This is a genomic window from Streptomyces iranensis (assembly GCF_017874715.1).
GTDB lineage: Bacteria > Actinomycetota > Actinomycetes > Streptomycetales > Streptomycetaceae > Streptomyces > Streptomyces iranensis.
In genome coordinates, this window is record NZ_JAGGLR010000025.1 from 100480 (window position 1) to 127354 (window position 26875).

The 26875-nt window shown below is 71.3% G+C and carries 23 protein-coding genes and 1 pseudogene; 20 read left to right on the plus strand and 4 right to left on the minus strand.

Annotation, left to right across the window (positions count from 1 at the left end):
• Positions 1-151 precede the first annotated feature (151 nt).
• From ruvC to J2Z30_RS37455, 8 genes are all read left to right on the plus strand, one after another.
• On the plus strand, positions 152-757 hold the full coding sequence (gene ruvC, locus J2Z30_RS37420; protein WP_044568569.1) for a crossover junction endodeoxyribonuclease RuvC: 606 nt from the start codon (positions 152-154) through the stop codon (positions 755-757).
• Complete coding sequence (gene ruvA, locus J2Z30_RS37425) at positions 754-1374, plus strand: Holliday junction branch migration protein RuvA (RefSeq protein WP_044568567.1); 621 nt, start codon at positions 754-756, stop codon at positions 1372-1374. Before ruvC ends, ruvA begins: the two co-directional genes overlap by 4 nt.
• Before the next feature lie 67 nt (positions 1375-1441).
• Positions 1442-2530 (plus strand): Holliday junction branch migration DNA helicase RuvB, encoded by a 1089-nt coding sequence (gene ruvB / locus J2Z30_RS37430; protein ID WP_044568566.1) that lies wholly within the window; start codon positions 1442-1444, stop codon positions 2528-2530.
• Between the two features lie 273 nt (positions 2531-2803).
• Positions 2804-3367, plus strand: a complete 564-nt coding sequence (gene yajC, locus J2Z30_RS37435; RefSeq protein WP_044568565.1) for a preprotein translocase subunit YajC — start codon at positions 2804-2806, stop codon at positions 3365-3367.
• A 151-nt stretch (positions 3368-3518) separates the two neighbouring features.
• The gene (gene secD / locus J2Z30_RS37440; protein ID WP_044568564.1) at positions 3519-5303 is read left to right on the plus strand and encodes a protein translocase subunit SecD; all 1785 of its coding nucleotides are present in this window, start codon (positions 3519-3521) and stop codon (positions 5301-5303) included.
• Between the two features lies 1 nt (position 5304).
• Entirely contained in the window at positions 5305-6423 is a 1119-nt protein-coding gene (secF, locus tag J2Z30_RS37445) for a protein translocase subunit SecF (RefSeq protein ID WP_044568563.1), read from the plus strand.
• A gap of 17 nt (positions 6424-6440) precedes the next feature.
• Positions 6441-7037, plus strand: coding sequence for an adenine phosphoribosyltransferase (locus J2Z30_RS37450; protein ID WP_209469004.1), 597 nt, complete (start codon positions 6441-6443; stop codon positions 7035-7037).
• A gap of 194 nt (positions 7038-7231) precedes the next feature.
• Positions 7232-9763: a RelA/SpoT family protein gene (locus J2Z30_RS37455; protein WP_044568562.1), complete on the plus strand. Its 2532-nt coding sequence runs from the start codon at positions 7232-7234 to the stop codon at positions 9761-9763.
• Positions 9764-9849: 86 nt separating this feature from the next.
• Here the strand turns inward: J2Z30_RS37455 and J2Z30_RS37460 are convergent, their stop codons facing one another.
• Both J2Z30_RS37460 and J2Z30_RS37465 read right to left on the minus strand, forming a co-directional pair.
• Positions 9850-11079 carry a DUF349 domain-containing protein gene (locus J2Z30_RS37460; RefSeq protein WP_044568561.1) on the minus strand — a complete coding sequence of 410 codons (1230 nt, stop codon included), beginning with the start codon at positions 11077-11079 and terminating at the stop codon, positions 9850-9852.
• Positions 11080-11288: 209 nt separating this feature from the next.
• Complete coding sequence (locus tag J2Z30_RS37465; RefSeq protein WP_044568560.1) at positions 11289-12155, minus strand: peptidylprolyl isomerase; 867 nt, start codon at positions 12153-12155, stop codon at positions 11289-11291.
• Between the two features lie 152 nt (positions 12156-12307).
• Here J2Z30_RS37465 and J2Z30_RS37470 point away from each other — a divergent pair, with 152 nt between their 5' ends.
• Positions 12308-13024, plus strand: a complete 717-nt coding sequence (locus tag J2Z30_RS37470) for an MBL fold metallo-hydrolase (protein WP_044568558.1) — start codon at positions 12308-12310, stop codon at positions 13022-13024.
• A gap of 13 nt (positions 13025-13037) precedes the next feature.
• Complete coding sequence (gene hisS, locus J2Z30_RS37475) at positions 13038-14300, plus strand: histidine--tRNA ligase (protein WP_044568557.1); 1263 nt, start codon at positions 13038-13040, stop codon at positions 14298-14300.
• Positions 14301-14403: 103 nt separating this feature from the next.
• Here hisS and J2Z30_RS50210 read toward each other — a convergent pair.
• A pseudogene (locus J2Z30_RS50210) lies at positions 14404-14560 on the minus strand (ABC transporter ATP-binding protein); the annotation flags it as partial.
• 176 nt (positions 14561-14736) lie between these two features.
• Here J2Z30_RS50210 and J2Z30_RS37480 point away from each other — a divergent pair.
• On the plus strand, positions 14737-15378 hold the full coding sequence (locus tag J2Z30_RS37480) for a vitamin K epoxide reductase family protein (RefSeq protein WP_044568556.1): 642 nt from the start codon (positions 14737-14739) through the stop codon (positions 15376-15378).
• A gap of 62 nt (positions 15379-15440) precedes the next feature.
• Positions 15441-16826: a replication-associated recombination protein A gene (locus tag J2Z30_RS37485; RefSeq protein WP_044568555.1), complete on the plus strand. Its 1386-nt coding sequence runs from the start codon at positions 15441-15443 to the stop codon at positions 16824-16826.
• Positions 16827-16880: 54 nt separating this feature from the next.
• Here J2Z30_RS37485 and J2Z30_RS37490 read toward each other — a convergent pair whose 3' ends face one another.
• The gene (locus J2Z30_RS37490) at positions 16881-17645 is read right to left on the minus strand and encodes a DUF2470 domain-containing protein (RefSeq protein WP_044568554.1); all 765 of its coding nucleotides are present in this window, start codon (positions 17643-17645) and stop codon (positions 16881-16883) included.
• 193 nt (positions 17646-17838) lie between these two features.
• Here J2Z30_RS37490 and rpsD point away from each other — a divergent pair, with 193 nt between their 5' ends.
• From rpsD to aroC, 8 genes are all read left to right on the plus strand, one after another.
• On the plus strand, positions 17839-18450 hold the full coding sequence (gene rpsD / locus J2Z30_RS37495; RefSeq protein WP_044568552.1) for a 30S ribosomal protein S4: 612 nt from the start codon (positions 17839-17841) through the stop codon (positions 18448-18450).
• A 298-nt stretch (positions 18451-18748) separates the two neighbouring features.
• Positions 18749-19195, plus strand: a complete 447-nt coding sequence (locus tag J2Z30_RS37500) for a DUF948 domain-containing protein (RefSeq protein WP_078956522.1) — start codon at positions 18749-18751, stop codon at positions 19193-19195.
• An 8-nt stretch (positions 19196-19203) separates the two neighbouring features.
• Positions 19204-19533, plus strand: a complete 330-nt coding sequence (locus J2Z30_RS37505; RefSeq protein ID WP_020867069.1) for a DUF6167 family protein — start codon at positions 19204-19206, stop codon at positions 19531-19533.
• Positions 19533-22220, plus strand: a complete 2688-nt coding sequence (alaS, locus tag J2Z30_RS37510; protein ID WP_044568549.1) for an alanine--tRNA ligase — start codon at positions 19533-19535, stop codon at positions 22218-22220. The genes J2Z30_RS37505 and alaS overlap by 1 nt, the downstream gene beginning before the upstream one ends.
• Before the next feature lie 2 nt (positions 22221-22222).
• Positions 22223-22687 carry a Holliday junction resolvase RuvX gene (gene ruvX / locus J2Z30_RS37515; protein WP_044568548.1) on the plus strand — a complete coding sequence of 155 codons (465 nt, stop codon included), beginning with the start codon at positions 22223-22225 and terminating at the stop codon, positions 22685-22687.
• 91 nt (positions 22688-22778) lie between these two features.
• Positions 22779-24587, plus strand: a complete 1809-nt coding sequence (gene mltG / locus J2Z30_RS37520) for an endolytic transglycosylase MltG (protein ID WP_044568547.1) — start codon at positions 22779-22781, stop codon at positions 24585-24587.
• 6 nt (positions 24588-24593) lie between these two features.
• A complete protein-coding gene (locus J2Z30_RS37525) occupies positions 24594-25421 on the plus strand; it encodes a shikimate dehydrogenase (protein ID WP_044568545.1) in 828 nt (275 codons plus the stop codon).
• A gap of 236 nt (positions 25422-25657) precedes the next feature.
• Positions 25658-26842 (plus strand): chorismate synthase, encoded by a 1185-nt coding sequence (gene aroC, locus J2Z30_RS37530; RefSeq protein ID WP_044568544.1) that lies wholly within the window; start codon positions 25658-25660, stop codon positions 26840-26842.
• Positions 26843-26875 lie beyond the last annotated feature (33 nt).

Here is a 26875-nt window from a genome sequence, read left to right on the forward strand (position 1 = left end):
GGATCGGCACGGCGGTCGACGCCGTCGGACACGCCGACGGGCCGGCGGGGCAGCACCCCACCGGCCCGTCGGCGTTGTCCGCGGGTGTTGTCGGCGGTAGCCGCTAGCCTGCAGGAACAGGTGACCGAAGCGCGGTGAGGGGAGGGGCGCGGTGCGTGTGCTGGGCGTGGACCCGGGGCTGACCCGGTGCGGTGTCGGCGTGGTCGAGGGGGTCGCGGGCCGCCCGCTGCGGATGCTCGGGGTCGGCGTCGTACGGACCGGGGCGGATGCCGCGACCGCCGACCGGCTCGTCCTCATCGAGCGCGGCATCGAGGAGTGGCTGGACGCCCACCGGCCGGAATTCGTCGCCGTGGAGCGGGTGTTCAGCCAGCACAACGTCCGCACCGTCATGGGCACCGCGCAGGCCAGCGCCGTCGCCATGCTGTGCGCGGCCCGCCGCGGGCTGCCGGTCGCGCTGCACACCCCCAGCGAGGTCAAGGCGGCCGTCACCGGATCCGGGCGCGCGGACAAGGCGCAGGTCGGCTCGATGGTGACCCGGCTGCTGCGGCTGGACGCACCGCCCAAACCGGCCGACGCCGCCGACGCGCTGGCGCTCGCCATCTGCCACATCTGGCGGGCCCCCGCGACCAACCGCCTCCAGCAGGCCGTCGCCGCCCACCGCGCCACAAGCCCCGCCCGCCCGACGAGCCCCGCTCGCCCGACGAGCCCCGCCCGCACTCCGAGCGGCGCGCGCACCACGAAAGGCCGTACCTCATGATCGCGTTCGTCTCCGGTCCGGTGGCGGCCGTCGCCCCGGACACCGCCGTGATCGAGGTCGGCGGGGTCGGGATGGCGGTCCAGTGCACCCCGGCCACCCTGGCCGGGCTGCGCGTCGGCCGGCAGGCCCGGCTGGCCACCTCCCTCGTCGTCCGTGAGGACTCGCTGACCCTCTACGGCTTCGCCGACGACGACGAGCGCCAGGCCTTCGAGCTGCTCCAGACCGCCAGCGGGGTCGGACCCCGGCTGGCCCAGGCCATGCTGGCCGTGCACTCCCCGGACGCGCTGCGGCTCGCGGTGTCCACCGGGGACGAGAAGGCGCTCACCGCCGTCCCCGGCATCGGCAAGAAGGGCGCGCAGCGGCTGCTGCTGGAGCTCAAGGACCGGCTCGGCGAGCCGCTCGGCTCCGCCGTGCCCGGCGCCCGCTCGGCGGCCGCCCCCGGCTGGAGCGACCAGCTGCACACCGCGCTGGTCGGCCTCGGCTACGCCACCCGGGAGGCCGACGAGGCGGTGGCCGCCGTCACCCCGCGGGCCGAGGAGACGATGGCCGCGGGCGGCACGCCCCAGGTGGCTCAGCTGCTGCGGGCCGCCCTGCAGACCCTGAACCGCACACGGTGAGCCACCGCGGCCGCGGCAGGCCGCGACCGGCGGCACCACCGAAGACGACATCGCGAGGCGAAACGCAGTGAACTGGGACGAGACCCCACCGGCCACCGCCGACGACGCCCCGTCCGGCGCGGGCGGCAGGCTGGTGGGCGCCGACGCGGACGGCGACGACCAGGCGGTGGAGGCCGCGCTGCGCCCCAAGGACCTCGGCGAGTTCGTCGGGCAGGAGCGGGTCCGCGAGCAGCTGGACCTGGTGCTCAAGGCGGCCCGGCAGCGCGGCGGCACCGCCGACCATGTGCTGCTCTCCGGCGCGCCCGGACTGGGCAAGACCACTCTCTCCATGATCATCGCCGCCGAGATGGGCGCCCCGATCCGGATCACCTCCGGCCCCGCCATCCAGCACGCCGGTGATCTGGCCGCGATCCTCTCCTCCCTCACCGAGGGCGAGGTGCTCTTCCTCGACGAGATCCACCGGATGTCCCGGCCCGCCGAGGAGATGCTCTACATGGCGATGGAGGACTTCCGGGTCGACGTCATCGTCGGCAAGGGCCCCGGGGCCACCGCCATTCCGCTGGAGCTGCCGCCGTTCACACTGGTCGGCGCCACCACCCGGGCCGGGCTGCTGCCGCCCCCGCTGCGCGACCGCTTCGGCTTCACCGGCCATATGGAGTTCTACGCCCCGGCCGAGCTGGAGCGGGTCGTCCACCGCTCCGCCGGGCTGCTCGACGTGACCATCGACCCGGAGGGCGCGTCCGAGATCGCGGGCCGCTCCCGCGGCACCCCCCGGATCTCCAACCGTCTGCTGCGCCGGGTGCGCGACTACGCCCAGGTCAAGGCGGACGGCGTGATCAACCGCGACATCGCCGCCAGCGCCCTGGCCGTCTACGACGTGGACGAGCGCGGTCTGGACCGGCTGGACCGGGCGGTGCTCAGCGCCCTGCTCAAGCTGTTCGGCGGCGGGCCGGTGGGCCTGTCGACCCTGGCGGTCGCGGTGGGGGAGGAGCGTGAGACGGTCGAGGAGGTCGCCGAGCCCTTCCTGGTCCGGGAGGGGCTGCTGGCCCGTACCCCCCGGGGGCGGATCGGCACCCCGGCGGCCTGGGCGCATATGGGGCTCACCCCTCCGCCGCAGACCGCCGCCGGTGGTCAGGCGGGCCTCTTCGGGACATGAGGAGCCGGGGACGCGGCAGGATGGTGTGTGAGGCGCCATGACGGGCCGGACGGGCCGCGGCAAGGCATAAGCGCTCGCTTACCCTGCATCATGGCGTAGAGGACCAATAATGGCGGGGTCAGGAACCCCGGTACCGCGCCGGGCGTTGTTCCATTGGCGTGGGCTCGCTTAGACTCCGCCGATGCCGTCCGTATGCCGTCCGCTCACTGTGCGGTATACCCATCCCCGTAGACCAGGCCGCTCCCCGCGGTCGTGCGAAGGAATTTCCGTCCCGTGAATATCGTGACTCTCCTGCCGTTCATCGTGCTTATCGGGGCCATGTTCCTGATGACGCGTTCGGCCAAGAACAAGCAGCGCCAGGCCCAGTCGATGCGCAATGACATGCAGCCGGGTTCCGGCGTGCGGACCATCGGCGGCATGTACGCGACGGTCAAGGAGGTCCACGACGACACGGTCCTCCTCGAGGTGGCCCCCGGCGTGCACGCGATCTACGCGAAGAACGCGGTGGGAGCCGTCCTGCCGGACGACGAGTACAACCGCGTGGTGCACGGCATCGACCCCGACGAGGACGCCGCCGACACCCCTGTCGTTCCCGATGACGCCTCCTCGCTGACCGAGGTCGCCGACGCCGGCTCGTCCGCCGACAAGGCCGGCAAGGCCGACAAGGCCGACGCTGCCGACGACACCGCGGTCGAGAAGGCCGACGCGGCCGGCGAGGCGGACGACGAGGCCGGGAAGACGGACGTCAAGAAGATCGACCTCGGCAAGGACGACGCCGCCGCCGCGGCGGGCACCTCCGAGGACGACAAGCGGGACGGCGGCACCGACGCGAAGTAAGTCCGTCATCCGGGAACCGCGGCGCGCCCTCGATCGGTGCGCCGCGGTTCCCTGGACGGTCTAGGCTCCGGCGGGGGCTTGTCCCCACAAGACTTCGTGGCCGCCCCGCGCACACCCGATGCGGGGCGGTTGGACAGGGAGATACGAGAAGGTGGCAGCACCGAAGAAGGGCCGCAGGTCCTCCGGGTCACAGGGCAGGCCAGGGCGCCCCTTGGCCGTCATCCTGATCGCCATCGCGGCGCTGACCGGAGGCATGTTCGTCTCCGGTCACACCACGCCGCGACTGGGCATCGATCTCGCGGGCGGCACCAGCTTCACGCTGGAGGCCAAGAACCAACCGGGCAAGCCCAACGCGATCAACACGGACAACATGAACACCGCCGTGGGGATCATCGAGCGACGGGTCAACGGTCTGGGTGTGTCCGAGGCCGAGGTCCAGACGCAGGGTGAGAAGCACATCATCGTGAACATCCCCAAGGGGACGAACGCGAAGCAGGCCCGGCAGCAGGTCGGCACCACCGCCCAGCTCTACTTCCGGCCGGTGGTCACGACCACCAGCGGCCAGAAGACCCCCGAGAAGCCCAAGTCCACCCCCAGCCCGTCGGCCAGCGCCAGCGGCAAGGGCCAGGACAAGGGTGACGACAAGGGCGGCAAGCCGTCGGCCTCCTCATCGGCCTCCTCATCCTCATCCGCCAGCCCCAGCACCCAGGGGCGGGCCCTCTCCAAGGGCCTGAAGGCCGACGAGAAGCCCAGCGGGAGCCCCTCGCCGTCGAAGACCCCGAAGCCCGACCCGTCCAAGAGCCCCTCGGGCTCCAGCGACCAGGAAGAGCTGGCCAAGCAGTTCGCGAAGCTGGACTGCACCAAGCCGGCCGGACGCGCCGCGGCGGCCGAGAAGGCGGCCAACGCCAAGCCGACCGACTCGGTGCTGGCCTGCAGCCAGAAGGGCGACGCCAAGTTCGTCCTCGGCCCCTCCGAGGTCGAGGGCACCGACGTGGACGACGCCTCGGCGGTCTTCGAGAGCCAGAACGGGGCGGGCTGGATCGTCCAGCTCGACTTCAACAGCAAGGGCTCCAAGAAGTTCGCCAAGACCACCGGCGAGCTGACCAAGCAGCAGTCCCCGCAGAACCGCTTCGCGATCGCCCTGGACGGCGAGGTCGTCTCCGACCCCGAGGTCACCCAGGGCGCCATCACCGGCGGCCGGGCGACCATCTCCGGCGGCTTCACCCAGCAGAGCTCCGAGGATCTGGCCAACGTGCTGTCCTTCGGCGCGCTCCCGCTGTCCTTCGACATCGCCGACGAGACCACCGTCTCCGCCGCGCTCGGCGGTGAGCAGCTGGACGCCGGTCTGATCGCCGGTGCCATCGGCCTCGCGCTCGTCGTGATCTACCTGGTGGTCTACTACCGCGGTCTCGCCCTCGTGGCCATGGCCAGCCTCGGCGTCTCCGCGATCCTGACGTACACGATCATGGTGCTGCTCGGTCCGGGCATCGGCTTCGCGCTGAACCTCCCGGCGGTCTGTGGCGCGATCGTGGCCATCGGTATCACCGCCGACTCGTTCATCGTCTACTTCGAACGGATCCGCGACGAGATCCGGGAGGGCCGCTCGCTGCGCCCCGCCGTCGAGCGCGGCTGGCCGCGGGCCCGGCGCACCATCCTGGTGTCCGACTTCGTGTCCTTCCTGGCCGCCGCGGTGCTCTACATCGTCACCGTCGGCAAGGTGCAGGGCTTCGCCTTCACCCTGGGCCTGACCACGCTGCTCGACATCGCCGTGGTGTTCCTCTTCACCAAGCCGCTGATGACGATCCTCGCCCGCCGTCCGTTCTTCGGGAACGGCCACTCGTGGTCCGGCCTTGACCCCAAGCGCCTCGGGGCCACGCCGCCGCTGCGCCGCCGCCGTTCCGCCGCCCCCGGCCCCGCCGACACGAAGGAGGCGTGAGATGTCGCGACTCGGCACTCTCGGCGCCAGGCTCTACCGAGGCGAGGTCGGTTACGACTTCGTCGGCAAGCGGAAGATCTGGTACGGCATCTCGATACTGATCACCATCACGGCCATCGTGGGCCTGGCGGTGCGCGGTCTGAACATGGGCATCGAGTTCTCCGGCGGCGCGGTCTTCACGACCCCCAACACCAAGGTCTCCAGCACCGATGTGCGCCAGGCGGCCGAGGACGCCTCCGGCGGCCACACCGTAGTCGTCCAGGAGCTCGGCCGCGGCGGGCTGCGGATCCAGATCAGCGAGCTGGGCACCAAGGAGGCGCTGCCGGTCCAGGAGCAGCTCGCCAAGGAGCTGGGCGTCAAGACCAGCAAGATCGACACCCAGCTGGTCGGCCCGAGCTGGGGCGAGCAGATCGCCAGCAAGGCCTGGCAGGGTCTGGCGATCTTCATGGTGCTGGTGGTGATCTATCTCGCCATCGCCTTCGAGTGGCGGATGGCGCTGGCCGCCCTGATCGCCCTGATCCACGACCTCACCATCACGGTCGGTGTCTACGCGCTGGTCGGCTTCGAGGTCACCCCGGGCACCGTGATCGGTCTGCTGACGATCCTCGGTTATTCGCTCTACGACACCGTCGTGGTCTTCGACGGTCTCAAGGAAGCGTCCAAGGACATCACCAAGCAGACCCGCTTCACCTACCGCGAGATCGCCAACCGCAGCCTCAACTCGACCCTGGTGCGGTCCATCAACACCACGATCGTGGCGCTGCTGCCGGTCGGCGCGCTGCTGTTCATCGGCGGCGGTCTGCTCGGCGCGGGCATGCTCAACGACATCTCCCTGGCGCTCTTCGTCGGTCTCGCCGCCGGTGCGTACTCCTCGATCTTCATCGCGACCCCGCTGGTCGCCGATCTGAAGGAGCGCGACCCGAGGATGAAGTCCCTGGCCAAGCGGGTGAAGGCCAAGCGTGCCGCGGCCGCCAAGGCCGAGTCGGCCGACTCGGCCTCCGAGGAGGACGACGCGCCCGCCCTGGAGGACGCCGCCGCGGCCCCCGCCGGAGTGGTCGGCCAGCGCCGTCAGCCTTCCCGCAACCGGGGGCGCGGCCGGCCGTCGGGCAAGCGGCGATGAGCGGGGCGGCCTGAGAGATGACCGAGACGACGGGGACCACGGCGGGCAGCCCGGACGGATTCGGCGGAGCCTCCGCCGAGGAGCTGCGCACGCTGCTGCTCAGCCGCATCCAGGACGTGCCGGACTACCCCAAGCCCGGCGTGATGTTCAAGGACATCACCCCGCTGCTCGCCGACGCCGCGGCCTTCGGCGCGCTCACCGAGGCACTCGCCGAGCTGTGCCTCCGGCACCGGGCGGACAAGGTGGTGGGCCTGGAGGCGCGCGGCTTCATCCTCGCCGCCCCGGCCGCCGTCCGCGCCGGAATCGGCTTCGTACCGGTCCGCAAGGCCGGCAAGCTCCCCGGGGCGACGCTCGCCCAGGTGTACGAGCTGGAGTACGGCACGGCCGAGATCGAGATACACGCCGACGCGCTGGAGCCCGGCGACCGGGTGCTGGTGATCGACGACGTGCTGGCCACCGGCGGCACCGCCGAGGCGTCCCTGCGGCTCATCCGGCGGGCCGGCGCCCAGATCGCCGGGCTCGCCGTGCTGCTGGAGCTCGGCTTCCTCGCCGGCCGTGACCGGCTGCTGGGCTCCCTCGACAGCGCCCCGCTGGAGGCCCTGATCACGGTCTGAGCCGGGCTTACGGGCCCGTACACCGGGCCGGGAGGACCGCCGGAGGGCGGGGACGCGCACCGCCGGTCCCCGCCCTCCGCCATGCCGCCCCACGCCCCCGTCATGCCCGGCTTGGCGGTCGGGAGGCAAGCGGAGTGGCGGGATCGATACCATGGCAGCCCGACCTTTTCGGGTCCGGACCGCTAGGAGTGCTCTTGCCAGACGAGGCCCAGCCGCTCTCGCCCAAAGTCCGTCCGGGCGGAAACCCCTCCGCACAGCCGGACGCGCCCACCGCCGCCGAGCCGACGGCGGCCCCAGGCGTGCCCAGGAACAGCGGTGACGGCGCGGTCCGGCGCGGCCCCGAGCAGACCAGCCCGAAGCCCGCCGCGGGCCGCGGCAACAGCCTGCCCGCCACCACGCCCCCCGCGCGCCCCGCACAGAGCCCCGCGCCCCGTTCGGGCTCGTCCAACCGCGTCCGGGCCCGGCTGGCGCGCCTCGGCGTCCAGCGCTCCAGCCCGTACAACCCGGTGCTGGAGCCGCTGCTGCGCATCGTGCGCGGCAACGACCCCAAGGCGGAGGCCGCGACGCTGCGCCAGATCGAGCGCGCGTACCAGGTGGCCGAGCGCTGGCACCGCGGCCAGAAGCGCAAGAGCGGCGATCCGTACATCACCCACCCCCTCGCGGTGACCACGATCCTGGCCGAGCTGGGTATGGATCCGGCCACTTTGATGGCCGGGCTGCTGCATGACACCGTCGAGGACACCGAGTACGGCCTGGACACCCTGCGCCGCGACTTCGGCGACCAGGTCGCCCTGCTCGTCGACGGCGTCACCAAGCTGGACAAGGTCAAGTTCGGCGAGGCGGCCCAGGCCGAGACCGTGCGCAAGATGGTCGTCGCCATGGCCCGGGACCCCCGGGTGCTGGTGATCAAGCTGGCCGACCGGCTGCACAACATGCGCACCATGCGCTATCTCAAGCGGGAGAAGCAGGAGAAGAAGGCCCGCGAGACCCTCGAGATCTACGCCCCGCTCGCCCACCGCCTGGGCATGAACACGATCAAATGGGAGCTGGAGGACCTCGCCTTCGCGATCCTCTACCCCAAGATGTACGACGAGATCGTGCGGCTGGTCGCCGAGCGGGCCCCCAAGCGCGACGAGTACCTGGCCGTCGTCACCGACCAGGTCCAGGGCGATCTGCGGGCGGCGCGGATCAAGGCGACCGTCACCGGCCGGCCGAAGCACTACTACTCCGTCTACCAGAAGATGATCGTGCGCGGCCGCGACTTCGCCGAGATCTACGACCTGGTGGGCATCCGCGTCCTCGTCGACACCGTCCGCGACTGCTACGCGGCGCTCGGGACCATCCACGCGCGGTGGAACCCGGTGCCGGGGCGGTTCAAGGACTACATCGCGATGCCCAAGTTCAACATGTACCAGTCGCTGCACACGACGGTCATCGGGCCCAGCGGCAAGCCGGTCGAGCTGCAGATCCGCACCTTCGACATGCACCGCCGCGCCGAGTACGGCATCGCCGCGCACTGGAAGTACAAGCAGGAGGCGGTGGCCGGCGCCTCCAAGGTGCGCACCGATGTGCCCCGTAAGGCGGGCAAGGACGACGCCATAAACGACATGGCGTGGCTGCGGCAGCTCCTGGACTGGCAGAAGGAGACCGAGGACCCGGGCGAGTTCCTGGAGTCCCTGCGCTTCGACCTGTCCCGCAACGAGGTCTTCGTCTTCACGCCCAAGGGCGACGTCATAGCGCTTCCGGCCGGGGCCACCCCGGTCGACTTCGCCTACGCCGTGCACACCGAGGTCGGCCACCGTACGATCGGCGCCCGGGTCAACGGGCGGCTGGTGCCGCTGGAGTCCACCCTGGACAACGGCGACCTGGTGGAGGTCTTCACCTCCAAGGCCGCGGGCGCCGGGCCGTCCCGCGACTGGCTGGGCTTCGTCAAGTCGCCGCGCGCCCGTAACAAGATCCGCGCCTGGTTCTCCAAGGAGCGCCGCGACGAGGCCATCGAACAGGGCAAGGACGCGATCGTCCGGGCGATGCGCAAGCAGAACCTGCCCATCCAGCGGATCCTGACCGGCGACTCGCTGGTCACCCTCGCCCATGAGATGCGCTACCCCGACATCTCCGCGCTCTACGCGGCGATCGGCGAGGGCCATGTCTCCGCGCAGAACGTGGTGCAGAAGCTCGTCCAGGCGCTCGGCGGCGAGGAGGCCGCCAACGAGGACATCGCCGAGACCGCCCCGCCCATCCGCCGCACCAAGCGCCGCTCCAGCGCCGATCCGGGCGTGGTGGTCAAGGGCGTCGAGGATGTGTGGGTCAAGCTGGCCCGCTGCTGTACGCCGGTGCCCGGCGACCCCATCATCGGCTTCGTCACCCGTGGCAGCGGCGTCTCGGTGCACCGTGCCGACTGCGTCAACGTGGACTCGCTCTCCCAGCAGCCCGAGCGCATCCTCGACGTCGAATGGGCGCCCACCCAGTCGTCGGTCTTCCTGGTGGCCATCCAGGTCGAGGCGCTGGACCGGTCCCGGCTGCTGTCGGACGTCACCCGCGTACTGTCCGACCAGCACGTCAACATCCTCTCCGCGGCCGTGCAGACCTCCCGCGACCGGGTGGCCACCTCGCGCTTCACCTTCGAGATGGGCGACCCCAAGCACCTGGGCCACGTCCTGAAGGCCGTACGCGGCGTGGAGGGCGTCTACGACGTCTACCGGGTCACCTCGGCCCGCGCCCGCTGAGAGCGGGCCCTCACGGAGCACACACGACGGCGGCGGCCCCGGTGCCTTCACACCGGGGCCGCCGCCGTACGCGGATCAGCGCGCGCTCAGCCGCCGAACTCCTGGAGGCCCTTCAGCGCCTGGTCCAGCAGCGCCTGCCGGCCCTCGAGCTCCTTGGAGAGCTTGTCGGCCTTCGCGTTGTTCCCCGCCGCGCGGGCCGCGTCGATCTGGGACCGCAGTTTGTCGACGGCGTCCTGCAGCTGGCCGGTGAGCCCCGCGGCGCGCGCCCGCGCCTCGGGGTTGGTCCGCCGCCACTCCGTGTCCTCGGCGTCCTGGATGGCGCGCTCCACCGCGTGCATCCGGCCCTCGATACGGGCGCGGGCGTCCCTCGGCACATGGCCGATGGCCTCCCACCGCTCGTTGATCGACCGGAAGGCCGCGCGGGACGCCTTCAGGTCCGAGATCGGCAGCAGCTTCTCGGCCTCGACGACGAGCTCCTCCTTACGGGTGAGATTCTCCCGTTGCTCGGCGTCACGCTCCGCGAAGACCTCGCTACGGGCCTGGAAGAAGATGTCCTGCGCACCGCGGAAGCGGTTCCACAGGTCCTCCTCGGACTCGCGCTGGGCACGGCCCGCGGCCTTCCAGTCCGACATCAGCTCCCGGTACCGGGCCGCGGTCGGACCCCAGTCGGTGGAGCCGGAGAGCGCCTCGGCCTCGGCGACCAGCTTCTCCTTGGTCTGCCGGGCCTCCTCGCGCTGTGCGTCCAGGGCCGCGAAGTGCGCCTTGCGCCGCTTGGAGAACGCCGAGCGGGCGTGCGAGAAGCGGTGCCACAGCTCGTCGTCGGTCTTGCGGTCCAGCCGGGGCAGGCCCTTCCAGGTGTCCACCAGGGCGCGCAGCCGCTCCCCGGCCGCCCGCCACTGCTCGCTGGCGGCCAGCTGCTCGGCCTCGGCGACCAGGTCCTCCTTGGCCCTGCGGGCCTCGTCGGCCTGGACCGCCTTGGCCGCCTTGCGCTGCTCGCGGCGGACCTCGATCTCCCCGGCGAGCTTGTCGAGCCGCTTCCTCAGCGCGTCCAGATCGCCGACCACGTGATGCTCGTCGACCTGATGGCGGATGTGCTCGATGGCCGCTGTCGCGTCCTTGGCCGACAGATCGGTGGTCTTGACCCTGCGCTCGAGGAGGCCGATCTCGACGACCAGACCCTCGTACTTGCGCTCGAAGTAGGCGAGGGCCTCTTCCGGCGATCCCGCCTGCCACGACCCGACGACCTGCTCCCCGCCGGCCGTACGCACGTACACGGTCCCCGCCTCGTCGACGCGGCCCCAAGGCTCGCTGCTCACAGCGCCTCCTCCACATGATGCCGGGGCGGGCGCGCGGCCCGCGGGCATCGTCCACAGTTTCTTCCGGCCGGGATACGCCCTGGCCGGTCTCATATCAGGGTGGCGGCCGTCGGGCCAGGCACCCTACACAACGCCAACATAGGCGACCGGTGCCCCGGCTGTCCGTATCCTGCGCGACCGAAATTTCGCAGTACGCGAGCCCGGCGACCTCAGGACTTGCCGACGGTCGCCTTGTTGATCACCACACTGGCGTTCGGGGCGGTGTTCATCGTCTGGTCCGGGGGAGCCGCCCCGGCGTTGGCGATCTTCTGCAGGACCTTCATCCCGGCCTTGTCCACGGTGCCGAAGGGCGTGTAGTCCGGCGGGAGGTCGCTCTTCTTGTAGACGAGGAAGAACTGGCTGCCGCCGGTGTTCCGGCCCTGCTTGGTCTGCGGGTTGTACTGGTTGGCCATGGCGACGGTCCCGGCCGGGTACTTGCCGCCCTTGATCGAGGCGTCCTTGAGGTTCTCGTCCGGGAGGGTGTAGCCAGGGCCGCCCGCGCCGGTGCCCTGCGGGTCACCGCACTGGAGCACGTAGATCCCCTGGTTCACCAGCCGGTGGCACTTGGTGTGGTCGAAGTAGCCCTTGCTCGCCAGGAAGCCGAAGGAGTTGACCGTGTGCGGCGCCTTGCCCGCGTCCATGGCCACGGAGATGTCCCCGCAGGTCGTCTCCAGCTTCATCGTGTAGGAGGCCGACTTGTCGATCGTGACCGCCGGCTCCTTCTTCCACGACAGCTTCTTGGGCTTCTTGCCCGCGACCGCCTTCGCCTCCTTGGCGCAGGGGTCCGGCGCCTTGCTGGTGGGGGCGGCCGAGGGGGTGGCGGAGGCGGCGGCGTCGTCCTTCTTCTTGTCCTTGTCGTTCCCGGACAGCGCGCCCGTGGCCGCGACGGCACCGCCACCGGCCAGGACCACGGCCAGCACGGCGGCGATCACCACATTGCGCTGCCGCGACTTGTGCCGGGCGGTTTCGCGCCGCTGCTGCTGCCGAAGGTACTTCTCCCGGGCGAGTTGCCGCCGCCGCTGCTCGTTACTGACCACCGGGTCGTCTCCTCATGGCGTGTGCCGTCGGTGTGCTGCTGTTGTGTACGAGGGCTCGGCCGTACCGTATACGGGTTCGCTGTGGCCGGTGCGTCGCCGGTAGGCTCTGAAGCCGCCGACAATCTTTCACCGGACGACTTCTAAGGACGATCGTGCTCATTGCCGGGTTCCCCGCCGGGGCCTGGGGGACCAACTGCTATCTGGTCGCCCCCGCCGCCGGTGAGGAGTGCGTGATCATCGACCCGGGCCACCAGGCGGCCCAAGGCGTCGCGGAGGCGGTCGCCAAGCACCGGCTCAAGCCCGTCGCCGTCGTCCTCACCCACGGCCACATCGACCATGTCGCCTCGGTCGTCCCGGTCTGCGGCGCGCATGACGTACCGGCGTGGATCCACCCGGCCGACCGCTACATGATGAGCGACCCCGAGAAGGCGTTCGGGCGCTCCATCGGCATGCCGCTGATGGGTGAACTCACCGTGGGCGAGCCGGACGACCTCAGGGAGCTGGCCGACGGCGCCGAGCTGAGGCTGGCCGGCCTGGATCTCACCGTCGCGCACACCCCGGGCCATACCAAGGGGTCGGTGACCTTCCAGATGCCCGAGCAGGCGGACATCCCGTCCGTCTTCTTCGCGGGCGATCTGCTCTTCGCCGGCTCCATCGGACGCACCGATCTGCCCGGCGGCGATCACGCCGAGATCCTCGAGTCGCTGGCCCGTGTGGTCCTGCCGCTCGACGACTCGACCGTGGTGCTGTCCGGCCATGGCCCCCAGACCAGCATCGGCCGTGAGCGCGCCACCAACCCGTATCTGCGCGAGGTGGCCACCGGCCTGGGAGACGGCGCCCGGCGCCCGGCTCCGCGACGAGGAATGTGACGAGAGACTTCCGTTGAGCACCTTCAAAGCCCCCCGGGGCACGTACGACCTGATCCCGCCGGCCTCCGCGACCTATCTCGCGGTGCGCGAGGCGATCGCCGCACCGCTCAGGCGCTCCGGCTACGGCTACATCGAGACCCCCGGTTTCGAGAACGTGGAGCTCTTCGCGCGCGGCGTCGGCGAGTCCACCGACATCGTGACCAAGGAGATGTACACCCTCACCACCAAGGGCGGCGACGAGCTCGCGCTGCGCCCCGAGGGCACCGCCTCGGTGCTGCGCGCCGCCCTGGAGGCCAATCTCCACAAGGCCGGATCGCTGCCGGTCAAGCTCTGGTACTCGGGCTCGTACTACCGCTACGAGCGCCCGCAGAAGGGCCGCTACCGCCACTTCTCGCAGGTCGGCGCGGAGGCGATCGGCGCCGAGGACCCGGCCCTGGACGCCGAGCTGATCGTCCTGGCCCACGACGCCTACCGCTCGCTCGGACTGCGGAACTTCCGCATCCTGCTGAACTCGCTGGGCGACGCCACCTGCCGCCCCGTCTACCGGGCCGCCCTCCAGGACTTCCTGCGCGCCCTGGACCTGGACGAGGACACCCGGCGGCGCGTGGAGATCAACCCGCTGCGGGTGCTGGACGACAAGCGCGAGGCGGTGCGCGCGCAGCTGGCCGACGCCCCGCTGCTGCGTGACTACCTGTGCGAGGAGTGCAAGGCGTACCACGCGGAGGTCCGCGAGCTGATCACCGCGCGGGGCGTGGACTTCGAGGACGACGCGAGGCTGGTCCGCGGCCTCGACTACTACACCCGCACCACCTTCGAGTTCGTCCACGATGGCCTGGGCTCCCAGTCCGCGGTCGGCGGCGGCGGCCGCTACGACGGCCTGTCCGAGATGATCGGCGGCCCGGCCCTGCCCTCGGTGGGCTGGGCGCTCGGCGTGGACCGTACGGTGCTGGCCCTGGAGGCCGAGGGCGTCGAGCTGAACCTCCCCGCCGCCGTCAGCGTCTTCGCGGTGCCGCTGGGGGAGGAGGCCCGCAAGGTCCTCTTCGGCCTGGTCTGCGAGCTCCGTACGGCGGGCGTCGCCACGGACTTCGCGTACGGCGGCAAGGGCCTGAAGGCCGCCATGAAGGCCGCCAACCGCAGCGGCGCCCGCTACGCGATCGTGGCGGGCGAGCGCGACCTCGCCGAGAACGTGGTCCAGCTGAAGGACATGGAGTCCGGCGACCAGGCCCCGGTCCCGCTGACCGAGGTGGTCGAGGCGATCCGCTCGCGTCTCGCCTGAGCGAGCATCAAAGCCCGGCTGAGCGAGTCTCGAAACTTGCTCTGAGCGAGCCTTAAAAGGGGGCCCGGGGAACGCCCTGGGCCCCCTTCCGCCGCTTCCTGCCGGGGTAGTGGCGGGCGAAATGACGTACGGCCTCACGCGCCGTCAACTCGGCGGGGCGGATTCATCCTGCCAAACGACGCCGATCCGGGACCGCCATTCGCGCCCCCGGAGGCGGGATCCCGGCCCAGGACCGTGACCTCGTCCGGGTCCCGGTTCCGACGGTCCCGGGGACGGCCGGGAAGCCCGTCTTATGTCCGCCGAACGGGGGACAGGGCACCATGGCATGACCGTGATAAGCGCGCCTTACGGCGACAGCGGGTGCGGCACAATGGCCGTGCCCGACGGGGCTGGAGACGGCGGAGAGCGACGGACGGCGAGTATGGCGACGACAGTGATGGACGACGTGGAGTCCGGCGAGGCGCGGGAGGGCGCGCGGGCCGGGACGGGAGGCAGTCGTGCCTTCGCCCTTCTGCTCGTGATCACCGGGGCGCTGGGACTGCTGGCCGCCTGGGTCATCACGATCGACAAGAACAAGATCCTCGAGTACAAGGCCGACGGTAAGGTCTTCACGCCCGGTTGCAGCCTCAACCCCGTCGTCTCCTGCGGCAACATCATGGAGAGCGACCAGGCGCAGGCGTTCGGCTTCCCGAACCCGATGCTCGGCCTCGTCGCCTACGCCATCGTGATCTGCGTGGGCATGTCGCTGCTGACCGGGGCGCGCTTCCCGCGCTGGTACTGGCTGACCTTCAACGCGGGCACCCTCTTCGGCGTCGGCTTCGTGACCTGGCTCCAGTACGAGTCGCTGTACGTCATCGGCTCGCTGTGCCTGTGGTGCTGCCTCGCCTGGGTCGCCACCATCGTGATGTTCTGCTACGTCACCGGCCACAACCTCAAGCACGGCTACCTCCCCGCGCCGGACGGGCTGCGGCGCGGGCTCATGGAGTTCCACTGGGTGGTCCCGGTGGTGTGGATCGGCGTCATCGGCATGCTGATCCTGACCCGCTGGTGGGATTTCTGGACGGGCGCCCAGGGCTGAGCCCGCATCCTCCGGACCCTGCGCGCGGCGGCGTTGTCGGTGGCTTGGCATAGGCTTCCCGGGTGGAGCCAGACCTGTTCACCGCCGCCGCAGAGGACCGCCAGGAGAAGGATCCGGCCAGCAGTCCGCTGGCCGTGCGGATGCGTCCGCGCACCCTCGACGAGGTCGTGGGCCAGCAGCATCTGCTGCGCCCGGGATCCCCGCTGCGGCGGCTCGTGGGCGAGGGCGGTGGGGGTCCGGCCGGGCCGTCGTCGGTGATCCTCTGGGGCCCGCCGGGCATCGGCAAGACGACGCTGGCGTATGTGGTCAGCCAGGCCACCCAGAAGCGCTTCGTCGAGCTGTCGGCAATCACTGCGGGGGTCAAGGAGGTCCGGGCCGTCATCGACGGCGCGCGCCGCTCCTCCGGGGCGTACGGGCGGGACACCGTGCTCTTCCTGGACGAGATCCACCGCTTCAGCAAGGCCCAGCAGGACTCGCTGCTGCCCGCCGTGGAGAACCGCTGGGTGACGCTGATCGCGGCCACCACCGAGAATCCGTACTTCTCCGTGATCTCCCCGCTGCTCTCCCGCTCGCTGCTGCTCACCCTCGAGCCGCTGACCGACGACGATCTGCGCGGGCTGCTGCGGCGCGCGCTCACCGACGAGCGCGGGCTCGGCGGGGCGGTCACCCTCCCCGAGGACGCCGAGGCGCATCTGCTGCGGATAGCGGGCGGCGACGCCCGGCGGGCGCTCACCGCGCTGGAGGCGGGCGCCGGGGCGGCCCTCGACAAGGGCGAGTCCGAGGTCACGCTCACCTCGCTGGAGGAGGCGGTCGACCGGGCCGCGGTGAAGTACGACCGCGCCGGGGACCAGCACTACGACGTGGCCAGCGCCCTCATCAAGTCCATCCGCGGCTCGGACGTGGACGCGGCGCTGCACTATCTGGCGCGGATGATCGAGGCGGGGGAGGACCCGCGGTTCATCGCCCGCCGGCTGATGATCTCGGCGAGCGAGGACATCGGCCTGGCCGATCCCACCGCCCTGCCCACCGCCGTGGCCGCGGCGCAGGCGGTCGCCCTGATCGGCTTCCCGGAGGCCGCGCTCACCCTGAGCCACGCCACCATCGCCCTGGCGCTCGCGCCCAAGTCCAACGCCGCCACCACCGCGATCGGAGCCGCGCTGGCCGATGTGCGGGCGGGCCTGGCCGGGCCGGTGCCGCCGCATCTGCGCGACGGCCACTACCAGGGAGCCAAGAAGCTGGGCCACGCGCAGGGCTATCTCTATCCGCACGATCTGCCGGGCGGCATCGCGGCGCAGCAGTACGCACCGGACGAGATCCACGGCAAGCGGTACTACGAGCCCACGCGGTACGGGGCCGAGGCGCGGTACGCGGATGTGGTGGAGCGGGTGCGGGCACGGCTGCGCGGCGACCCGCCGCCGTCCGCCGACGGCCAGGCCCCGGCCACGTAGCGGCCGGGCCCCGCCCTCGTCGTACGGGCCCCCGCGTCGTCATGGCGGACGTCCTCAGCCCGTCGCCGCGTCGAACAGGGAGTGCATCGCGTATCGCAGCTCGGACACGTTCCGCACCGGCTCGGGAAAGTCGAAGCGCGCGTCGAACGGCCGGTCCGCCTCGTCCGTGAAGCGCACCCGCAGACCGAAGCGGTCCAGCGCCACCGGGGTGGCCGGGCCCCGGGTGCAGACCAGGCCGGAGCGGTCGCCGAGCAGCGCGCACAGCCCGCGCACCTGCTCACTGTGGGCGGCGTGCAGATGCTGGAGCAGATCGGCCTCGTGCCGGACCAGCGGATCGGGGTCGGCCGAGGCGAAGTCGTCCGGCTCGACGCCGTCCGCGCCCCACAGGTCGTCCACGCACGCCTCGCCGACCTCCAGCCGCAGCAGCGCCCAGGCGGCTCTCCCGGCGGGCCCCACCCCGGTGGCCGGCCCACCGCGCCGCGGCGGCCGCGGCGCCTGATCGAGGCCGAGCAGCTCGCCCACCGGATGCCGCTCGGCCAGCAGCGCCGCCGCGGTGCGGGTGCGCTCGCCGCAGGGGACGGGGGTGAGCCAGCCGGCCACCCAGGCGCGGCCGCGGATCCGGTGGGGCATCGCGACGGGGGCGACGTCGGTGATCTCCATCACGCAGGTCAGCTCGTCGTCCTGGGCGTGGGCGGCGGCGCGGGCGGCGGGGGAGGCGCTGGGCATCAGCAACAGCACGTCCCCGTCCGGGGCGACCGTACGGGCGGCGGGACCGTCCACCCCCAGGTCGTCCAGGGCCTCGATTCCGGGAATCGTCAACGAAGCCGTAGCCTTGGATTCAACGAGAGTACGTACGCGCTCTGCCGGTGTGGGCCGCAGGGTGCTTTCCATGGGACGCGGCTGACCCTCCTCGGGGCTCTGACCAGTGCTGGGCAGGGGGATCCCAGGTCGAAACATGCGTTCTCCTCGGCTAAGGTAAGGCTCACCTAACTTACATGGAGGTTCGTTCCCCGTGAACCAGTCGCGTCCCAAGGTCAAGAAGTCGCGGGCGCTCGGCATCGCTCTGACCCCGAAGGCCGTCAAGTACTTCGAGGCACGCCCCTACCCGCCGGGTGAGCACGGCCGTGGCCGCAAGCAGACCAGTGACTACAAGGTCCGGTTGCTGGAGAAGCAGCGGCTGCGCGCCCAGTACGACATCAGCGAGCGCCAGATGGTCCGCGCCTACGACCGCGCCCGTAAGGCCGGAGGCAAGACGGGCGAGTCGCTGGTCATCGAGCTCGAGCGCCGTCTGGACGCGCTCGTTCTGCGGTCGGGCATCGCCCGCACCATCTACCAGTCCCGCCAGATGGTCACCCACGGCCACATCGAGGTCAACGGCCGCAAGGTCGACAAGCCGTCCTTCCGGGTCCGCCCGGACGACGTGGTGATGGTCCGCGAGCGCAGCCGCGAGAAGGTCCCCTTCCAGGTGGCGCGCGAGGGTGGCTACGCCCCCGACGGCGAGACCCCGCGCTACCTCCAGGTCAACCTGAAGGCGCTCGCCTTCCGCCTGGACCGGGACCCCAACCGCAAGGAGATCCCGGTGATCTGCGACGAGCAGCTCGTCGTCGAGTACTACGCCCGCTGATCCGGCGGAGCGGACCGTACGCACCCAAGCCCGCGGGTTCCCCCTCGACACCGGTCGACGGGGAACCCGCGGGCTTGTCCGATGGCGGGTCCGGACCGGGCGCCCGGCGGCCGTTATGCGTTTCGGGTGCGCGTCCGCGGCGCGATAAGGTCGATACCTGCCGCCCGCACCCGGATACCGCCCGAGAGCGGCGGGCGGCGGACGACGCCGAACGACGCGTCATCACGACACGTCGGCGCGCCGAGAGCACGACCAAAACGAGACAACGACGACGAGCGGCGACAGGGAGCGGTGCGACGTGTCCGGTGGAGAGGTGGCCGGGATCCTCGTGGCCGTCTTCTGGGCGATCCTGGTGTCCTTCCTGGCGCTGGCGCTGGTGAGGCTGGCCCAGACGCTCAAGGCGGCCACCAGGCTGGTGGCGGAGGTCACCGAGCAGGCGGTGCCGCTGCTGAGCGAGGCGTCCGCGACCGTGCGCGAGGCCAACACCCAGCTCGCCCGGGTGGACTCGATCGCCTCCGACGTCCAGGAGGTCACCTCCAACGCCTCCGCGCTCTCCTCGACCGTCTCCACCGCCTTCGGCGGACCGCTGGTCAAGGTGGCCGCGTTCGGCTACGGCGTCCGGCGGGCGATCGGCCGCAAGGGGCGGGCGGAGGAGGGACCCGCGCCCGCGCGCAACGTCGTCATCGGCAAGACCCTGCCGTCCGCCCGCTGGGGCGGCCGCCGCAACCGTGGATCGAAGGGCTGACAGACCGGATGTTCCGCCGCACATTCTGGTTCACCACCGGCGTCGCCGCCGGGGTGTGGGCCACCACCAAGGTCAACCGCAAGCTCAACCAGCTCACCCCGGAGAGCCTGGCGGCGCAGGCCGCCGACCGCGCAGTGCTGGCGGGCCGGCGGATCAAGGTCTTCGCCCTCGACGTACGGGACGGCATGGCCGACCGCGAGGCCGCGCTCAAGGACGCGCTCGGACTCTCCGCGCCACCGCCGGACGACCGTAAGCGGCTCCCGGCCCAGCGGGGCCGGTCCGAGCTGACCCGCACCACCCCCTACAAGCTCCACAAAGCCGGAAATGAGGACCACTGATGGAGTCGGCTGAAATCCGCCGCCGCTGGCTGCGCTTCTTCGAGGAGCGCGGGCACACCGTCGTGCCGTCGGCGTCGCTCATCGCGGACGACCCGACGCTGCTGCTGGTCCCCGCGGGCATGGTGCCCTTCAAGCCGTACTTCCTCGGTGAGGTCAAGCCGCCCTTCGACCGCGCCGTCAGCGTGCAGAAGTGCGTACGCACCCCGGACATCGAAGAGGTCGGCAAGACCACCCGCCACGGCACCTTCTTCCAGATGTGCGGGAACTTCTCGTTCGGTGACTACTTCAAGGAAGGCGCCATCAAGTACGCCTGGGAGCTGCTGACCGGCTCCCAGGAGGAGGGTGGCTACGGCCTCGACCCCGAGCGGCTGTGGATCACCGTCTACGAGCAGGACGACGAGGCCGAGCGCATCTGGCGCGAGGTGATCGGCGTCCCCTCGACACGTATCCAGCGGCTGGGCATGGGCCCGAACTACTGGTCCATGGGCGTCCCCGGTCCCTGCGGCCCCTGCTCCGAGATCAACTACGACCGTGGTCCGGAGTTCGGCGAGGAGGGCGGCCCGGCCGTCAACGACGAGCGCTACGTGGAGATCTGGAACCTGGTCTTCATGCAGTACGAGCGCGGTCCGGGCGAGGGCAAGGAGAACTTCCCGATCCTCGGCGAGCTCCCCAGCAAGAACATCGACACCGGTCTCGGCCTCGAGCGCCTGGCGATGATCCTGCAGGGCGTGCGGAACATGTACGAGACCGACACCCTGCGCGTCGTCATGGACAAGGCCACCGAGCTGACCGGGGTCGCCTACGGCGCCGCCCAGACTTCCGACGTTTCGCTGCGCGTGGTCGCCGACCACATGCGCACCTCCGTCATGCTCATCGGCGACGGCGTCACCCCCGGCAACGAGGGCCGCGGCTATGTGCTGCGCCGCATCATGCGCCGCGCCATCCGCAACATGCGCATCCTCGGCGCCACCGAGCCGGTCGTCGGCGAGCTCGTCGACGTCGTCCTCAAGACGATGGGCCAGCAGTACCCGGAGCTGCTCACCGACCGCAAGCGCATCGAGACCGTCGCCCTCGCCGAGGAGTCGGCCTTCCTCAAGACGCTCAAGGCCGGCACCAACATCCTCGACACCGCCGTCACCGACACCAAGGCCGCCGGTGGCAGCGTGCTCCCCGGCGACAAGGTGTTCCTGCTCCACGACACCTGGGGCTTCCCCGTGGACCTCACCCTCGAGATGGCCGCCGAACAGGGCCTCTCGGTGGACGAGGAGGGCTTCCGCCGCCTGATGAAGGAGCAGCGGGAGCGCGCCAAGGCCGACGCCAGGGCCAAGAAGACCGGCCATGCCGACCTGTCCGCCTACCGCGAGGTGGCCGACAGCTCAGGCCTGACCGAATTCACCGGCTACCTGCACACCGAGGGCGAGTCCACCGTCGTCGGTCTGCTGGTCGACGGGGTGTCCTCGCCCGCCGCCACCGAGGGCGACGAGGTCGAGGTCGTCCTGGACCGCACCCCGTTCTACGCCGAGGGCGGCGGCCAGCTCGCCGACACCGGCCGGATCAAGCTGGACACCGGCGCCGTGGTGGAGGTCCGGGACGTCCAGCAGCCGGTGCCCGGCGTCAGCGTGCACAAGGGTGTCGTCCAGGTCGGCGAGGTCACGGTCGGCGCCGGGGCCCACGCCCGGATCGACATCAAGCGCCGCCGTGCCATCGCCCGCGCCCACAGCGCCACCCACCTCACCCACCAGGCGCTGCGCGACGCCCTGGGCCCGACCGCCGCCCAGGCCGGTTCGGAGAACTCGCCCGGCCGCTTCCGCTTCGACTTCGGCTCGCCGACCGCCGTGCCCGGCGCGGTCCTCACGGACGTCGAGCAGAAGATCAACGAGGTGCTCTCGCGCGAGCTCGACGTCACCGCCGAGGTGATGAGCATGGACGACGCCAAGAAGCAGGGCGCCATCGCCGAGTTCGGCGAGAAGTACGGCGACCGGGTGCGCGTGGTGACCATCGGCGACTTCTCCAAGGAGCTGTGCGGTGGCACGCATGTGCACAACACCGCTCAGCTGGGTCTGGTGAAGCTGCTCGGAGAGTCTTCCATCGGCTCCGGGGTGCGCCGGGTCGAGGCCCTGGTGGGCGTGGACGCCTACAACTTCCTCGCCCGGGAGCACACGGTCGTCTCCCAGCTCACCGACCTGGTCAAGGGCCGACCCGAGGAGCTCCCGGAGAAGATCTCCGGCATGCTGAGCAAGCTCAAGGAGGCCGAGAAGGAGATCGAGCGGTTCCGCGCCGAGAAGGTGCTGCAGGCCGCCGCCGGTCTCGTCCAGGGCGCCAAGGACGTCCGGGGCGTGGCCCTGGTCGCCGCCAAGGTGCCGGACGGCACCTCCGCCGACGATCTGCGCAAGCTGGTCCTGGACGTGCGCGGCCGGCTGGATCAACTGTCGGGGGCCGTCGACCGCCCGGCCGTCGTCGCCCTCTTCACCGTGGCGAACAGCCGTCCGCTGACCGTCATCGCCACCAACGAGGCCGCCCGTGAGCGCGGGCTCAAGGCCGGTGACCTGGTCCGCACCGCCGCCAAGACGCTCGGCGGCGGAGGCGGCGGCAAGCCGGACGTGGCCCAGGGCGGCGGGCAGAACCCGGGGGCCGTCGGCGAGGCCATCGAGGCCGTCGAGCGGCTCGTCGCGGAATCGGACCGGTAGGCGTGCGACGCGGCAGGCGGATCGCCATCGACGTCGGGGACGCCCGGATCGGGGTCGCCTCGTGCGACCCCGACGGGATCCTCGCCACCCCCGTGGAGACCGTGCCGGGACGCGACATCCCGGCCGCCCACAAGCGGCTCGTGGCGATCGTCGAGGAGTACGAACCGATCGAGGTGGTGGTCGGCCTGCCGCGCTCGCTCAACGGGCGCGAGGGGCCGGCCGCGGCCAAAGTGCGCACCTTCGCGCGCGAGTTGGCGCGGCGGGTCAACCCGGTGCCGGTACGGCTCGTCGACGAGCGTATGACCACTGTCACAGCGTCCCAGGGGCTGCGCGCCTCCGGGATGACATCCAAGAAGGGCCGTGCCGTCGTTGACCAGGCGGCGGCCGTGGTGATCCTGCAGAGCGCGCTGGAGACCGAGCGGGTCTCGGAGAGGGCCCCCGGGGAAGCCGTCGAAGTGGTCATCTGATCGCGATACGGTAACGTTCCGCGCGGCATGGCCGCCGCCGCCCGTGCCACGCACACGCCGAGCGGTGACCACCTCCGTCGCTAGGGGACCGATGACTGAGTACGGCCGGGGACCCGGCTCCCAACCGTGGCACCCCGAGGATCCGCTGTACGGGGACCGAGAGTGGAGCGGCCACGGCGCGGCGGCCGGTCAGGATCCCTACGCACAGGACCCCTACGCACAGCAGGATCCGTACACACAGCAGGACCTCTACGCACAGCAGGACCTCTACGTACAGGATCCGTACGCACAGGACGCCTACGGCCAGGATCCGTACGGTCAGGGCACCTACGGCCAGGGCCCGTACGGCCAGGACCCTTACGGCCAGGACCCTTACGGGCACCAGCAGTATCCGCACGGCTATCCGCAGGACCCCCAGCAGCAGCATCAGCAGCCCCAGTGGGACGGCCAGGACGTCGGCTACCCGCATCAGCGGCACCCGCAGGAGTACCCCGGCCAGGGCAGCCCCTACCCGGCCCAGGGCGGCTCGTACGGCGGTATGGACCCGCAGGATCCTTATGGCGGGCAGGGCGGCCGGGGCGGCCGGGGCGTTTCCTACCCGGGCCAGGACCCCTACCAGGGACAACAGGGCACACAGCAGATGCCCACGGTGCCCGCGGAGCACCAGGTGCCGCGCCAGCGCGAGGCCCCCGACGAGCCGCCCCTCCAGGCGGACGACGAGGACGACCATCCGTTCTTCACCGACGGCGGCGGCCGGGGCGGCGCGGATGACACGGACGACGACGGCGAGGACGGTGAGCGCTCCGGCAAGAAGGGCAGGCCCAAGAAGCGCCGCAGCGGCGTGGCCTGCCTCTTCGTGACCGTCGTCCTGGTGGGCGTGGTCGGCGGAGGCGGCTACTACGCCTACGACTTCTGGCAGACCCGCTTCGGCCCCGCACCCGACTACTCCGGCCAGGGCACCGGCCGGATCGAGGTGGAGGTTCCCTCCGGCTCCGGCAACGCCGAGATCGGCTCGATACTCGCCGACAAGGGCGTGGTCAAGAGCAGCGGCGCCTTCGTCGACGCCGTGGAGGACAGCGGCAAGTTCGTCCAGCCGGGCACCTACACCCTGCGCAAGGAGATGTCCGGCGCGGCGGCGGTCAAGCTGATGCTCGACCCCACCAGCAGCAACGCCCTGATCGTCACCGAGGGCATGCGCGACGCCACGATCTACGCGGCGATCGACAAGAAGATCGGCCTCAAGGCGGGGACCACCGCGGGCGTCGCCAAGAAGGAGGCCAAGAAACTCGGGCTGCCCTCCTGGGCCGACGACAACAGCAAGATCAAGGATCCGCTGGAAGGATTCCTGTACCCGTCCCGCTACAGCGTGGGCGAGGGCGCCAAACCCGCGGACGTGCTGCGGAAGATGGTCGCCGAGGCCAATCGGAACTACTCCGGTCTGGATCTCGAGGGCAAGGCCGAGGAATTGGGCCTGAAGTCCCCGCTCCAGCTGATCAGCGTGGCCAGCCTGGTCCAGGCGGAGGGCGTCACCCACGACGACTTCCGGAAGATGGCCGAGGTCGTCTACAACCGGCTCAAACCCGCGAACCCCGAGACCTACGGCAAGGTGGAATTCGACTCCACCTACAACTACATCAAGAACCAGAGCAAGATTGATATTCCGATCAGTGAGATCAAGCAGTACGACAACCCGTACAACACGTACTTCTACAAGGGACTTCCGCCCGGTCCGATCGGAAATCCGGGCCACGACGCGCTGAAGGCGGCGATGAACCCGACCAGCGACGGCTGGTATTACTTCATCTCGCTCGACGGCAAGACGAGCCAGTTCTCCAAGACCTACGCGGATCACCAGAAGTGGGTCAACAAGTTCAATAAGCAGCGCACGAACAACGGCTGAGGAAAGATGTCGGAAAACCGCAGGGCAGCGGTGCTCGGTTCGCCGATCGCCCACTCCCTGTCACCGGTGCTGCACCGCGCCGCCTACCGCGAACTGGGCCTGACCGGCTGGACATACGACCGCTTCGAGGTGGACGAGGCCGGGCTGCCGGACTTCTTCAAACACCTCGGCGAGGACGCGGGACCGGCCTGGGCCGGGCTGTCCCTGACCATGCCGCTCAAGCGGGCCGTCATCCCGCTGCTGGACGAGATCAGCGACACCGCGGCCTCGGTGGAGGCCGTCAACACGGTGGTCTTCGGCGACGACGGCCGCAGGCGCGGGGACAACACCGACATCCCCGGCATGCTGGCGGCGCTGCGGGAGCGCGGCGTCGGGCGCGTGGCGCGCGCCGCCGTGCTGGGCGCCGGCGCCACGGCCTCCTCCGCGCTGGCCGCCCTCTCCCGTATCTGCGACGGCGAGGTCACCGCGTACGTCCGCAGCGAGGCCCGCGCCGCCGAGATGCGGCAGTGGGGCGAGCGGCTGGGCGTCGTGGTGCGCACGGCGGACTGGGGCGACGCGGCCGAGGCGCTCGGCGCGCCGCTGGTGATCGCCACCACCCCCGCGGGCACCGCCGACGCGCTCGCCGCGGCCGTACCGGACCGCCCCGGCGCGCTCTTCGACGTCCTCTACGAGCCCTGGCCCACTCCGCTGGCCGCCGCCTGGGCGGCGCGCGGCGGCTCGGTGGTCGGCGGCCTGGACCTCCTGGTGCACCAGGCGGTGCTCCAGGTCGAGCAGATGACGGGCCGCGCCCCCGCGCCCCTGGCGGCGATGCGCGAGGCGCTGGCGGCCCGCTGAGCCGTCCCACGGGGCCCTTTGTCGGCCCCCGTCCGGCCCGTCCCCGGCCCCTCGTCGGCCCCGTTCGGCCCCGTCCGGCCCGTCCCCGGCCCCTCCCCGGGGTGCCGCGGGCGTCCAGCCCATGGACCACGAACCGAGTGGACGCCCCGGTCGTGGGAGGATCGGAGATGCGGGCCGGAGTCGCGCGGACCGGGCCGCGCCGCAGGACGTCGAGGCACGCGCATGAGGGAGCACCGTTGAGCAGGTTGCGCTGGCTGACCGCGGGGGAGTCGCACGGCCCCGCACTCGTGGCGACGCTGGAGGGGCTGCCCGCCGGGGTGCCGATCACCACCGACATGGTGGCCGACGCCCTGGCCCGACGGCGGCTCGGCTACGGCCGCGGTGCCCGGATGAAGTTCGAGCGTGACGAGGTCACCTTCCTCGGTGGCGTACGACACGGGCTGACCCTCGGTTCCCCGGTCGCGATCATGGTCGGCAACACGGAGTGGCCCAAGTGGGAGCAGGTCATGGCCGCCGACCCGGTGGACCCCGAGATCCTCGACGGGGTCGCCCGTAACGCCCCGCTCACCCGCCCCCGCCCCGGCCACGCCGACCTGGCCGGGATGCAGAAGTACGGCTTCGACGAGGCCCGGCCGATCCTGGAGCGCGCCAGCGCCCGCGAGACCGCCGCCCGGGTGGCGCTGGGCACCGTCGCCCGCTCCTACCTCAAGGAGACGGCCGGGATCGAGATCGTCTCGCATGTCGTGGAGCTGGCCGCCGCGAAGGCGCCCTACGGCGTCTACCCCAAGCCCGCCGACGTGGAGAGGCTGGACGCCGATCCGGTGCGCTGCCTGGACGCCGACGCGAGCAAGGCGATGGTGGCCGAGATCGACCAGGCCCACAAGGACGGCGACACGCTCGGCGGCGTCGTCGAGGTGCTCGCGTACGGCGTGCCGGTGGGCCTCGGCTCGCATGTGCACTGGGACCGCCGGCTCGACGCGCGGCTGGCCGGTGCGCTGATGGGCATCCAGGCCATCAAGGGCGTCGAGGTCGGCGACGGTTTCGACCTCGCGCGGGTGCCCGGCTCCAAGGCCCATGACGAGATCCTCTCCACGGACGAGGGCATCCGGCGCTCCTCGGGTCGCTCCGGCGGTACCGAGGGCGGGCTGAGCACCGGCGAGCTGCTGCGCGTCCGGGCCGCGATGAAGCCGATCGCGACCGTGCCGCGGGCGCTGGCCACGGTCGATGTCAGCACCGGCGAGGCCACCAGGGCCCACCACCAGCGCTCCGACGTCTGCGCCGTCCCGGCGGCCGGGATCGTCGCCGAGGCGATGGTCGCGCTGGTCCTCGCGGACGCGGTCGCGGAGAAGTTCGGCGGCGACTCGGTCACCGAGACCCACCGCAATGTGCGGGGCTTCCTCGAGAACCTGGCCATCCGGTGACGGGGCAGGTCAGCGAGGGTCCGGCTGTTGTGC